Annotated in this window: 13 protein-coding genes and 1 pseudogene; all 14 read right to left on the reverse strand. The window is 36.1% G+C overall.

Annotated elements, in window-relative coordinates; genetic code table 11:
* Positions 1 to 73: 73 nt before the first annotated feature.
* Complete coding sequence (locus THYS13_RS04080) at positions 74 to 1,462, reverse strand: tryptophanase (RefSeq protein ID WP_042833267.1); 1,389 nt, start codon at positions 1,460 to 1,462, stop codon at positions 74 to 76.
* A gap of 71 nt (positions 1,463 to 1,533) precedes the next feature.
* The gene (locus tag THYS13_RS04085; protein WP_042833268.1) at positions 1,534 to 1,911 is read right to left on the reverse strand and encodes a RidA family protein; all 378 of its coding nucleotides are present in this window, start codon (positions 1,909 to 1,911) and stop codon (positions 1,534 to 1,536) included.
* 461 nt (positions 1,912 to 2,372) lie between these two features.
* On the reverse strand, positions 2,373 to 3,623 hold the full coding sequence (locus THYS13_RS04090) for a Glu/Leu/Phe/Val dehydrogenase (RefSeq protein ID WP_042833269.1): 1,251 nt from the start codon (positions 3,621 to 3,623) through the stop codon (positions 2,373 to 2,375).
* Positions 3,624 to 3,970: 347 nt separating this feature from the next.
* A complete protein-coding gene (locus tag THYS13_RS04095; protein WP_042833270.1) occupies positions 3,971 to 4,519 on the reverse strand; it encodes a 2-oxoacid:acceptor oxidoreductase family protein in 549 nt (182 codons plus the stop codon).
* Positions 4,516 to 5,340: a 2-oxoacid:ferredoxin oxidoreductase subunit beta gene (locus tag THYS13_RS04100; protein ID WP_042833271.1), complete on the reverse strand. Its 825-nt coding sequence runs from the start codon at positions 5,338 to 5,340 to the stop codon at positions 4,516 to 4,518. The genes THYS13_RS04095 and THYS13_RS04100 overlap by 4 nt, the downstream gene beginning before the upstream one ends.
* Position 5,341: 1 nt before the next feature.
* Complete coding sequence (locus THYS13_RS04105; RefSeq protein WP_042833272.1) at positions 5,342 to 6,466, reverse strand: 2-oxoacid:acceptor oxidoreductase subunit alpha; 1,125 nt, start codon at positions 6,464 to 6,466, stop codon at positions 5,342 to 5,344.
* 188 nt (positions 6,467 to 6,654) lie between these two features.
* The gene (locus THYS13_RS04110) at positions 6,655 to 8,001 is read right to left on the reverse strand and encodes an acetyl/propionyl/methylcrotonyl-CoA carboxylase subunit alpha (protein WP_042833273.1); all 1,347 of its coding nucleotides are present in this window, start codon (positions 7,999 to 8,001) and stop codon (positions 6,655 to 6,657) included.
* A gap of 1 nt (position 8,002) precedes the next feature.
* A complete protein-coding gene (accB, locus tag THYS13_RS04115) occupies positions 8,003 to 8,440 on the reverse strand; it encodes an acetyl-CoA carboxylase biotin carboxyl carrier protein (protein ID WP_042833274.1) in 438 nt (145 codons plus the stop codon).
* A gap of 60 nt (positions 8,441 to 8,500) precedes the next feature.
* A complete protein-coding gene (locus THYS13_RS04120; RefSeq protein ID WP_042833275.1) occupies positions 8,501 to 8,920 on the reverse strand; it encodes a biotin/lipoyl-containing protein in 420 nt (139 codons plus the stop codon).
* Between the two features lie 45 nt (positions 8,921 to 8,965).
* Positions 8,966 to 9,163: a hypothetical protein gene (locus THYS13_RS04125; RefSeq protein ID WP_052210454.1), complete on the reverse strand. Its 198-nt coding sequence runs from the start codon at positions 9,161 to 9,163 to the stop codon at positions 8,966 to 8,968.
* Between the two features lie 46 nt (positions 9,164 to 9,209).
* The gene (locus THYS13_RS04130; RefSeq protein WP_042833276.1) at positions 9,210 to 10,760 is read right to left on the reverse strand and encodes an acyl-CoA carboxylase subunit beta; all 1,551 of its coding nucleotides are present in this window, start codon (positions 10,758 to 10,760) and stop codon (positions 9,210 to 9,212) included.
* Between the two features lie 29 nt (positions 10,761 to 10,789).
* Entirely contained in the window at positions 10,790 to 11,191 is a 402-nt protein-coding gene (gene mce, locus THYS13_RS14840; RefSeq protein WP_042833949.1) for a methylmalonyl-CoA epimerase, read from the reverse strand.
* A 69-nt stretch (positions 11,192 to 11,260) separates the two neighbouring features.
* Positions 11,261 to 11,452, reverse strand: a pseudogene (locus tag THYS13_RS14845) (methylmalonyl Co-A mutase-associated GTPase MeaB); the annotation flags it as partial.
* Complete coding sequence (locus tag THYS13_RS04140) at positions 11,449 to 11,856, reverse strand: cobalamin B12-binding domain-containing protein (protein ID WP_042833277.1); 408 nt, start codon at positions 11,854 to 11,856, stop codon at positions 11,449 to 11,451. The gene THYS13_RS04140 and the pseudogene THYS13_RS14845, both read right to left, overlap by 4 nt.
* Positions 11,857 to 11,866: the final 10 nt, after the last annotated feature.

Consider the following 11,866-nt stretch of genomic DNA (forward strand, 5'->3'; position numbering starts at 1 on the left):
TTCATTTTATCACAGTTTTCAATATTTTTATAGACAAAATAAGGAGATTAGCAAAATGCCATCTCCTTTATGTTTACTCTACTGGTTCTAATCTCGCAGTAAAATGCCTTAATATTGGCGGCTCATAAGTAAATCTATATCCTTTTATTTTATCTCTTCTTGCATAAACTCTTTTTACAGCTTCTGCTATAACATCCATATGGCTGTTAGTGTAAACTCTCCTTGGAATTGTAAGGCGTACAAAATCTAATTTAGGAAGTATTTCTTTTTTAGTAACAGGGTCACGGCCAGCAAGCAATGCTCCTACTTCTACTGCACGAATACCAGCTTCTATATAAAGCTCTACGCAAATTGCATGGGAAGGAAATTGTTCTTGTGGTACATGAGGCAAAAACTTTTTGCCATCTATGAAAACAGCATGTCCTCCTGTTGGGTATTGAATCGGTATCCCTGCATCTCTTAGTTTGTCACCCAAATACTTTACCTGATTAATTCGCCATGCTAAATAATTTTCATCTAGGACTTCTTCAAGCCCTCTTGCCATAGCTTCCATATCTCTTCCAGCAAGGCCACCGTATGTTACAAACCCTTCCATAGGAATGAGCATTGTCTTGACTTTGGTGAAAAGTTCTTCATCATCTTTTATGGCAATAAGTCCACCAATATTTACCAGTGCATCTTTTTTCGCAGACATTGTAAAACCATCTCCATAAGAAAACATCTCTCTCACTATTTCTTTAATAGATTTGTTCTCATATCCCTTTTCTCTCTGTTTTATAAAATAAGCGTTTTCTGCAAATCTGGCCGCATCAAAGAAAAGCTTTAATCCGTATTTATCCGCTATTCTCCGCACTTCTTTGATGTTCTCCATGGAAACAGGTTGTCCACCAGCACTGTTACAAGTAACAGTTGCCAAAATAAATGCTATATTTTCTGGCTTTTTGTCTTTTATGAAATTTTCTAAAGCCTCGAGGTCAAAATTACCTTTAAAAGGATGATAATTTTCTGTGTCTTCTGCTTCTTTTATCACCATGTCTACTGCAATGCCCTCTGCTAATTCTATGTGAGCTTTTGTAGTATCAAAATGCATATTTCCCAATATATATTGTCCTTTTTTAATTAACAATGGAAATAAAACCTTTTCAGCACCGCGACCTTGATGAGTTGGAACAACATAGTTGTATCCAAAAATATCTTTAACTACTCCACAAAGGTGCCAATAATTTCTACTTCCCGCATAGGACTCATCCCCCAGAATTATGCCAGCCCATTGGTAATCACTCATGGCAGAAGTACCACTGTCAGTCAAAAGGTCAATATATACATCATCTGACTTTAACAAAAAGAGATTGTATCCTGCCTCTTTAATAAGCTTTATGCGCTCTTCTCGAGTTGTTATCTTAAGTGGCTCTACCATTTTGATTTTATAAGGTTCTGCCATTTTCGTTAAATCGTCATACATAAAAAACACCCTCCTATTTTTATTTCCCCAGCTTGTAATCGTTTAATAATTCTTTAAAAAAAGAGAAAAATTTATTTATGAGCAACGACTTCTATTTCTATAAGAGCACCTTTAGGAAGACTTTTTACTTCAACTAAAGAACGGGCAGGTGGATTATCTTTAAAATACCTTCCATAAATCTCATTAATTTTTGCAAAATCCCCTATGTTAGTGACAAATACAGTTGTCTTTATAACATTATTAAGGTCCATTCCGGCAGCTTTTAAAATCACTTTTATGTTCTCTAAAACCCTTTCCGTCTGCGCTTCAATACCTCCTTCTACAAATTCTCCTGTAGCAGGATCAATTGCTACTTGTCCTGATGCGTACAAAAAGCCGTCTATCATTACAGCTTGCGAATATGGTCCAATAGCTTTAGGGGCTGCGTCGGTGTTTATTATGGTTTTCATTTATTTTCATCCTTTCATTAAAAGTGTTATACAATATGTAAAATCTGAATACATAGAATATTATATCATTAATATTTATGGCTTTTCAATATTTTTTTAATGATTATAAAATTTTTTGCACTATACTTCCCATCTCTACATTTCTCAAAAAATTGAAAAAAGAAATTACTATATCAGCTTCTTTTTTTCTTCAAGTTTTAATGTGACCTATTTCTCTATCTGAGCATAAGCATCCCTCTTAAAAGTTATTTGATTTAGGTTACAATAATCGCAATAATATATTAATCAATTATTTTCTGCCTCCTCATTGGCATTACTTTTTCTATATGTCGATTACATTCATCCCTATTTTTACCAAGAGGAAGGAGTTTCCCTATGCAGATTTTCACTTTTTACTTTACACTTATTTTACTTTAATATCTTTTTAACTGACTTCCTTTGTTATTATTTTTATTTAAGCGTTATAACCATCCTCTAATTTTCATAGCTTCATAGACTCGTTTAATCGATATCATGTAAGCTGCTGTCCTCATATCAACTTTGTACTGCTGTGCTAATTCATATATAGCATTAAAAGCATTTACCATCATAAGTTCTTGTCTTTCTTCCACTTCTTTTTCTGTCCAGTAATAATTCATGAGATTTTGTACCCATTCAAAGTATGAAACTATAACTCCTCCTGCATTAGCTAATATATCTGGTACTACAAACACACCTTTTTCAAACAGTATTTTGTCAGCTTCTGGAGTAGTAGGTCCATTGGCACCTTCGCAAATTATTTTCGCTTTAATTTTGTCTGCATTTTGACTTGTTATAACATTTTCCAAAGCAGCTGGAATAAGTATATCTACATCTAACATAAGAATTTCTTCTTTTGGAAGTTCATTGGTACCAGCAAATCCCAAAATATTTCCAGTTTGCTCTTTGTATTCCATAAGTTTTTTGATATCTATTCCGTTTTCATTATAAATGCATGTTCTGCTGTTAGAAATAGCCACAATCTTTGCACCATACTCCTGAAGAATAAGAGCAGTATAACTTCCAACATTTCCAAATCCCTGTACAGCAACAGTACAATTTTTCAAATCTATCTGTAAACGTTTTGCAGCTTCGCGAGCCATTAACGCAACTCCATATCCTGTCGCAGCAGTTCTTCCTTTAGATCCTCCATATATCAAGGGTTTTCCTGTAATAACAGCAGGACTGTTATATCCCACAATTTTATTATATTCATCTACCATCCAAGCCATAATTTGCATGTTAGTGTTTACATCTGGTGCAGGTATATCTTTATTAGGACCTATTATGCTCGTTATTGCTCTTATATAGCCCCTGCTCAACCTCTGTAGCTCATCGTTAGATAATTCTTTTGGATTTACCACTACTCCTCCTTTTCCTCCTCCATAAGGTAGTCCTACGACTCCACATTTAAAAGTCATCCACATAGAGAGCGCTTTGACTTCGTCTAATGTAACATCGGGATGAAACCTTATTCCTCCTTTTGTAGGCCCTAACGCATCATTATGTTGTGATCTGTATCCTTTAAACACCTTTATTGACCCATCATCCATTTGTACAGGAATTGAAACTTCCAAGACTCTCATGGGTTCTTTTAAAAGTTCGTAGACAGAATCTTCTAACCCCAGCAAATCACAAGCATTTTTGATTTGTTTTTGGACAATAAATAACGGATTTAGTAATTCTTGAGTCATTTTTTACCATCCTTCCTTTTTTAATTTATTAATTAACCGTTTTAAAAACTTTTATATATAAACACATATTTTATATTCTACAAATTTTTTAATAATCCTTCAAAGAATTATCTAGTCATATTTCATTATTTGTTTTGATTTATTTTAATCTTAATTTTGTATTATTGCTCATTTTTTATATTACTAGTCTAATTTTTCATTGTTTTCGCAGTTTTTAGCAATCATAAGCTCTTCATTTGTTGGAATCACAAGCACCTTGTCTCCATCATTTGATGTATTCCGCTATTTTCTTTTGACTTTTACTCAATTTCACATAGTTATTGTGGTTCCTCTGAATAAAGCCATTTTTAACTCATTTCCCTACCCAACTTCCTTGCAAGATTATACCCTTCTAATAGAGCTCTTTTGTTAATCTCTTCTGTGGCTGGAGGTACTCTATTTAAAACAGCTCTTTCTAAAGATTCCTTTGTTACCACATTAGTTAACTCTGCTATTACACCTAAAGATATTATATTCGCTACAAAAGCTCTTCCAATTACCTCTTGCGCAGTTTTTATTATAGGAAGTCGGACAACTTTTTGTGTATCTTCATTATTAGGAATTATTGATTCGTCTATTATAATTATTCCATTTTCTTTCATGTCATTTTTATAGCATAAATAGGCAGAAGGTGCAAGAGTAAGTAATATGTCTGGCTTTAACACCTTAGGATACGTTATATATTCATTACTTATTATTACTTCTGCTTTGCTGGACCCTCCTCTTGCCTCAGGACCGTAAGATTGACTTTGAACACTATTTTTACCATCCAATATTGCAGCTTCCGCCAAAATTATTCCTGCAAGGATTAAACCTTGCCCACCTGAACCACTTAATCTAATTTCTATTGAACTCATTTGTAATTCACCTTCAAATTATTTAACATTTTTTGATATTCTTCTGCAAATTCAGGCTCATCAATATTTAAAAGCTCCCCAATAATAAATTTGTTATGAAGTTCTTCAGGGTCTATTTTACTAGCTTGTTTTATATCTACCGCATGGTCTTTTAACCACTTTAGCATATCTGCAGGTGTTCCTTTTTTATTTTTTCTTCCATAGTAAGTAGGACATATACTCAAAGCTTCAATGAAGGAAAAACCCTTATGGGAAATTCCTCTTTCAATTAGTTTTGTCAATTGCTGAACATGGTAAGCAGTACCCCTAGCTACGTAAGTCGCACCTGCTCCAATAGCCAATTTGCAAATATCAAAATACCTATCAATATTTCCGTAAGGTGCAGTAGTAGCTCTGTCAAACCGCGGAGTCGTTGGAGAATATTGTCCTCCTGTCATTCCGTAAATATGGTTGTTGTACATCACTACAGTTAAGTCTATATTTCTTCTGCAAGCATGAATAAAGTGATTACCTCCAATAGCCGCATTATCTCCATCTCCAGTAATAACTATTACTGTAAGCTCAGGATTAGCAAATTTAATACCTGTTGCAAAAGCAATAGCTCTCCCATGGGTAGTGTGCAAAGTATTAAAATCTAAATATCCTGATGCCCTTGAAGAACAACCAATTCCAGATACAATACATACCTTATCTTGGTCAAGTCCTAAGTTGTCAATTGCTCTTACAATAGCTGACGTTACTGTTCCATTGCTACAACCTGGACACCAAATATTTGGTAATGTTTCCTTCCTAAAATACCTTTCTACTAACTCAGAAGCCATTTTAAAAACTCTCCTTTATCTTCTCTACAATATCAAAAGGAGTAAAAAACTCTCCATTGAATTTGTTAATTTTCCCTACATAGGTATTCCCTTTGATAATTCTATCTACTTCATAGTAAAGTTGCCCTGTATTCATTTCAACTACAAACACTTTCTTAAATCTAGGATATATTTCCCTCAATTTTTCATCAGGGAAAGGCCATATGGTTATAGGTCTAAAAAGTCCAACTTTTATTCCTTCTTTTTTTAGTTCTTCAATTGCCGATTCACAAGCTCTAGCAGAAGAACCAAAGGAGATAAGAAGTATATCTCCACCTTCAGTATCTTTTTCTTCAAACATCAGTATGTCTTTTTTATTGTTTTCAATTTTTCCCATCAATCTTTTTATCAATTTTTCTGTTACTTTAGGGTCATTTGTAGGTAATCCTTTTTCATTGTGGGCAAGTCCTGTTACATGAAATCTAAAACCTTTACCAAAGGGTGCTAAAGGTGCAACTCCATTTTCTATATACTGGTAAGGTAAGTAGTTCTCTTTGTCTTCAGGCATGGGTCGTTCAAAAATTTCTACATCTTTATATTCATCCAAATTAACTGCTTCTCTTAGATGACTTATAACTTCATCCATAAGTAAAATTACAGGTGTCCTGTATTTTTCAGAAAGATTAAAAGCTTGAATAGTAATATAGTAAGCTTCCTTTACAGAAGATGGTGATAAAACGATTATAGGATGGTCTCCATGAGTTCCCCATCTGGATTGCATTACATCTCCTTGTGCAGGGGAAGTAGGCATTCCTGTGCTCGGACCCATTCGTTGAACATCTACTATAACACATGGAATTTCTGCCATAGCAGCGAAGCCTATGTTTTCTTGTTTTAAAGAAAACCCAGGACCCGATGTAGCAGTCATTGCTTTTAATCCAGCAAGGGATGCACCTATTACTGCCGCCATACTGGCAATCTCATCTTCCATTTGAATGAATTTGCCTCCCACAAAGGGAAGTTTTTCTGCACAAAGCTCAGCAATCTCTGTAGAAGGAGTTATGGGGTATCCTGCGTAAAACCTCAGTCCTGCTTTTATTGCTCCTTCTACCACTGCTTCATTTCCCTGCATTAGCACTGTCGTCATTTTCTTTCACCTCAATATTCCAAGAGTTTAGACTTTTAGTAAAAACTTATGCAACTATTTTTTCAATAAATTTTTGACTAGCAATTTTTATGCCACTTTCAAAATAGCTTGTTTATTTGACAAAACTAAAGGAAACAGTTATAAAGCTGCTCAGTAAAGTGCTTTTTCGCACATTTTACAATAATTTTTCATTGAAGAATTTCCTTTGCCACAAAGTCTGTGTATATTTCCCCTTTTTTAAAAAGAGAAGTATTAATTATTTTTTTATGAAACGGAATTGTAGTAGAAATACCCTCAATTATAAATTCATCAAGTGCTCTGTTCATCACCCTAATAGCTTCTTCTCTATCACTGCCATAAGCCATAATTTTGGCTATAAGAGAATCATAACAAGATGGAACATTATATCCTTGATACACAGCTGTATCTACTCTTACCTTTGGCCCTCCTGGGGGAATAAAAGTGTTTACGATACCAGGTGAAGGCTTGAAACCCCTGTCCGGGTCTTCTGCATTTATTCTGCACTCTATCGCATGCCCAATAAATTTCACGTCTTCTTGTTTTAAAGAAAGTGGTTCATGAAAAGTTATTTTAAGCTGTTGCTTGACTATATCTATTCCCGTTACAAGTTCTGTAATACCATGCTCTACTTGTAATCGAGGATTAATCTCCATAAAATAGCAATTCCCCTGGCTGTCAACAATAAACTCAACAGTTCCAGCACCAACATATCCTATTGCTTTTGCTGCTTTTATTGCATATTCCGCCATTTGTTCTCTCAATTCTGGCTTTTTCATTAAAAAAGGGGAAGGCGTCTCTTCTAATATCTTTTGATATTTTCTTTGCAAAGAACAATCTCTCTCACCTAAATGAATTACATTACCATATTCGTCTGCTAATATTTGAAATTCTATGTGTCTTGCTTTGGCAAGATATTTCTCCAAATACACCTCATTCTGTCCAAAAACTTTTTGTGATTCACTATAAGCTATTTCAATAGCTTCTTTTAAATCTTTAGCATTATAGACAACTCGTATTCCCCGCCCGCCTCCACCATATACAGCTTTAACTATAACAGGATATCTAATTTCTTCTACTGATTGCAAAATATCGCCAATATTTTCCCCTTCAACCTTAAAACCAAGCAACACTGGAATACCTTGCTTTCGCATAAAATCCTTTGCTTTCACTTTGTTTGCAACTAGTTCCATTGTCGAAGGAGGAGGACCTACCCACTTTACACCATATATTTGGCATAAATTTGCAAAAGCTGGATCTTCTGATAAAAAACCATAGCCTGGATGTATTGCAGTAGCTTTTGAAATCCGTGCAACTTCGAGAAGGGTCTCCTTCTTCATATAGCTTTTATTAACCTCAGCAGGGCCTATACAATGAGCTTCATCAGCATATTTAACATGAAGTGAATTTTTATCAATTGTAGAATATACTGCTACTGTTTTTATATCCAATTCTTTACATGCCCTTATTATTCTTACTGCTATTTCTCCTCTATTTGCTATTAACACCTTTTCCATCTTAAACCTCCTCAATTTCGAAAAGAGGCTGATCAAATTCTACTGAATCACCTTCTCTAACAAATATTTTTGTTATTCTCCCCCTACTATCAGAACGAATTTCATTCATCATTTTCATCGATTCTATTATGCATAATACTTGGCTTTTTTCAATAATATCTCCCACCTTTACAAAAGGTTCCGCATCAGGAAAAGAACTAGCATGAAAAATGCCTAACATAGGAGCACGAATTATCTTTTTGTTTTTGGAAAAAGGAATTGTACTCTCTTCTTCCACACTTTTTTCGTCAGATTGAAAGCTAAAATCCTCTACTTTGCTTTTTGTATCGTCTATTTTTCTTTTTAAATATATCTTTACTTCACCAATTTGAATACTAAATTCGGTAATCTGTGTTTGCTCTATCGCTTTTATTAACTGAAAGATATCTTTTATCTCCAATGATGTATTCCTCCCCCTAACAAATACTTACTTTAATCCTTCCTCTAGTAGAGAATGTTTTTAAGCCTCTAATATTACTAAAATATCCCCACTTTTTACTGAACTCCCTTTCTGTACATTCACTGCCACAACTCTTCCAACAATAGGAGTAATAATTTCATTTTCCATTTTCATTGCCTCCAGTATCAAAAGGACATCTCCCCTTTTTACAACATCCCCAATTTTTATCTTTACATCCACAATAGTTCCAGGCATGGGAGCAGTAACGGTATGCCCTTTATCTATCGTTTCCTTTTTTACCTGTTTTACCTCTACTCTATCTTCTTTTCCTGATAACTCTACTATAGTTTCCTCCCTTCCCCTTCCCTTTGTATTTTCTACTGTTCTAGCAGTAGAAATTGTGGAAGTAATACCTTCTCTTATCTCCTCTATTTCTACCTCATAATCTTTTCCATTTACATTTATGATGAATCTTCTCATGCTGAAACCTCCTTGTCGCATTCTTAAACTCTCAACCCTATTATTTCAATAAGAAGTTAACCGTGAAAATACTTGTTCTCCTCGTCCTATCATACTCCATATAGTGGTATGAGAAGGAAATCTCTTTATAGATCGAATATAGAAATCTGACGGTTCCATACCAGAAAAAGCAGCAATAGCCGCTGCTACAATTGCAACGAGTTTTTCCTCTTCCAAAAGTCCTTCTAATATAGCTTTTTCCATTTTTACACCACCTTTCTAAAATTTTATCCCTACATTAACCATAATTTTACAGTGGAATATTGCCATGTTTTTTAGGAGGTCTTTTTTCTCTTTTTGACGTAAGCATATCAAAAGCTGAAATAATAATCGGACGAGTTATAGCAGGTTCAATTACATTATCTATGTATCCTCTTGCAGCCGCTCTATAAGGATTTGCAAAGCTCTCTCTATATTCTTCTATCTTTTGCTGCCTTACTTCCGCTGGATTTTCTGCCTCTTCTATTTCTTTTTTGAAAATTATATTAGCAGCCCCTTCTGGACCCATTACCGCAATCTCTGCTGTAGGCCATGCCAAAACCATATCTGCTCCTAAATCTCTGCTACACATTGCAAGATAAGCTCCACCATAAGCTTTTCTTATTATCAAAGTAACTTTTGGAACTGTCGCTTCTGAATAGGCATAAAGCATCTTAGCCCCATGTCTTATTATCCCGCCATATTCCTGTTGTGTTCCTGGCAAAAAACCTGGAACATCCACTAAACTAAGTATCGGGATATTGAAAGCATCACAAAAACGTATAAATCTTGCCGCTTTATCAGATGCATTTATATCAAGCACTCCTGCAAGAACACTTGGATTATTTGCTATTATTCCTACACTACGGCCATTAAGCCTTGCAAAGCCAGTGATAATATTTTGAGCATAGTACGGTTGAACTTCAAAAAATTCGCCACTGTCAACTATCAGTTTTATTACTTCCTTCATATTGTAGGCCTTATTGGGGTTATCAGGAATTATTGTATTTAGTTCCACTTCCACTCTATTGGGATTGTCTCCTGTGTCAACAACAGGAGGGTCTTCCATATTGTTTGCAGGTAGGTAGCTTAATAATTTTTTTACAGCCATCAGAGTCTGTCTTTCATCTGGAAACACAAAGTGTGCTACTCCACTCAATGTGTTGTGGGTTGTCGCTCCTCCTAATTGCTCATGGGTCACCTCTTCCCCTGTCACTGCTTTTATGACTTGGGGCCCTGTTATGAACATATAGCTTGTTTTGTCAACCATAAATATGAAATCTGTTAAGGCAGGTGAGTACACGGCTCCTCCTGCACAGGGACCCATTATCACTGAAATCTGAGGTATAACTCCTGAAGCCAAAGTATTTCTGTAAAAGATCTGACCATAACCTGATAGTGCATCTACTCCTTCCTGTATTCGAGCACCTCCTGAATCGTTAAGCCCAATTAAGGGCGCTCCCATTTTCATCGCCATGTCCATGACTTTTGTTATTTTCTTTGCATGGTATTCTCCAAGAGAGCCTCCAAGAACAGTAAAGTCCTGCGCAAATACAAATACAAGCCTGCCATCAATTGTGCCGTATCCTGTAATGACTCCTTCTGCAGGTGCTTCTGTTTTTTCCATTCCAAAGTCTGTACATCTGTGCTCCACAAAAGGATCGATTTCTACAAAGCTATGTTCATCAAGTAAAAGGGCTAGTCTTTCCCTTGCTGTGAGCTTACCTGCCTCATGTTGCTTTTCTATCCTTTTTTCACCTCCCCCTTCTTTTATTTTTTGATATTTCCTTTTTAGTTCTTCTATTTTAGCTTGCACGCTCATTTTTCATACCCCCATGAAGGTTGTATTTTTCACTTCCTCTCACAAAGCTCCAGTAATACGCCATTTGCGCTTTTGGGGTGAACAAAGGCAATTCTTGCGCCTCCTGCCCCATACCTTGGCACTTCATCTATGAGAACTACCCCTTTTCCCTTCAACTCCTTTAGCGCCTTTTCAATGTCATCTACCTGAAGTGCTATGTGGTGTATGCCCTCTCCTCTTTTTTCTATGAATTTAGCGACAGGTCCATCCTCTGATGTTGACTCTAAAAGCTCTATCTCGCTCTCCCCAACTGGAATAAAGGCCGTCTTTACCTTCTGCTCTTCAACTTCTTCTATCCCTGTCACTTTCAAGCCCAGCACTTCTTCATAAAACTTTCTCGCTTCTTCTATGCTCTTTACTGCTATTCCTATGTGGTCTACCTTTTTGATCACATCATTCCCTCCTCTCGAGTATTTGCCTATAGAGAGCTTCTGCAACTGTATAAGGGTCAATTTCTTTACCAATCTGTCAGTCAAAGTGCTCTTGCCAACCCCTGGCGGTCCGGTAATGCCAACTATATAGGCATTGCCGGACCTTTTGTAAAGTTTTCTTATTATCTCCCTGGCTTTTTCTTCGTCGTCTTCAGCGTAGGTTATGGCTCTTGCTATTGCTCTTTTGTCTCTATTAAGAAGCAGCTTTTCTAATTCCATCATTTTTTTGCCAACCTCTTAACATTGGCTTTTATATACTCAATAACTGCCGACGTCGGGGTACCAGGGGTGAATATTTCTGCTATGCCGTGCTCTTTTAAAAAGGGGATGTCTTCTTCTGGTATTACACCTCCGCCTATTACAAGTATGTCCTCTGCCCCTCTCTCTTTTAGAAGCTTTGTTATTTTGGGAAAAAGTGTATTGTGAGCGCCTGAGAGTATGCTCAATGCAACTACGTCCACGTCTTCCTGTATGGCTGCCTCCACTATCTGCTCAGGTGTCTGCCTTAATCCTGTGTATATAACTTCCATGCCGGCATCTCTTAGAGCCCTTGCTATAACCTTTGCGCCCCTGTCATGCCCGTCCAACCCCGGTTTTGCCACCAGTACCCTTATAGGCTTTTCCATGTTTATAACC

It is taken from the genome of Thermoanaerobacter sp. YS13 (genome assembly GCF_000806225.2).
GTDB lineage: Bacteria > Bacillota > Thermoanaerobacteria > Thermoanaerobacterales > Thermoanaerobacteraceae > Thermoanaerobacter > Thermoanaerobacter uzonensis.

What these genes read in the sequence shown, in the direction of transcription:
- THYS13_RS04080 (WP_042833267.1), bottom strand. Translation starts at nt 1,462, where the DNA reads ATGTATGACGATTTAACGAAAATGGCAGAACCTTATAAAATCAAAATG.
- THYS13_RS04105 (WP_042833272.1), bottom strand. Translation starts at nt 6,466, where the DNA reads ATGACGACAGTGCTAATGCAGGGAAATGAAGCAGTGGTAGAAGGAGCA.
- THYS13_RS04140 (WP_042833277.1), bottom strand. Translation starts at nt 11,856, where the DNA reads ATGGAAAAGCCTATAAGGGTACTGGTGGCAAAACCGGGGTTGGACGGG.
- THYS13_RS04090 (WP_042833269.1), bottom strand. Translation starts at nt 3,623, where the DNA reads ATGACTCAAGAATTACTAAATCCGTTATTTATTGTCCAAAAACAAATC.
- THYS13_RS04100 (WP_042833271.1), bottom strand. Translation starts at nt 5,340, where the DNA reads ATGGCTTCTGAGTTAGTAGAAAGGTATTTTAGGAAGGAAACATTACCA.
- THYS13_RS04110 (WP_042833273.1), bottom strand. Translation starts at nt 8,001, where the DNA reads ATGGAAAAGGTGTTAATAGCAAATAGAGGAGAAATAGCAGTAAGAATA.
- THYS13_RS04085 (WP_042833268.1), bottom strand. Translation starts at nt 1,911, where the DNA reads ATGAAAACCATAATAAACACCGACGCAGCCCCTAAAGCTATTGGACCA.
- THYS13_RS04130 (WP_042833276.1), bottom strand. Translation starts at nt 10,760, where the DNA reads ATGAGCGTGCAAGCTAAAATAGAAGAACTAAAAAGGAAATATCAAAAA.
- THYS13_RS04125 (WP_052210454.1), bottom strand. Translation starts at nt 9,163, where the DNA reads ATGGAAAAAGCTATATTAGAAGGACTTTTGGAAGAGGAAAAACTCGTT.
- THYS13_RS04120 (WP_042833275.1), bottom strand. Translation starts at nt 8,920, where the DNA reads ATGAGAAGATTCATCATAAATGTAAATGGAAAAGATTATGAGGTAGAA.
- THYS13_RS04095 (WP_042833270.1), bottom strand. Translation starts at nt 4,519, where the DNA reads ATGAGTTCAATAGAAATTAGATTAAGTGGTTCAGGTGGGCAAGGTTTA.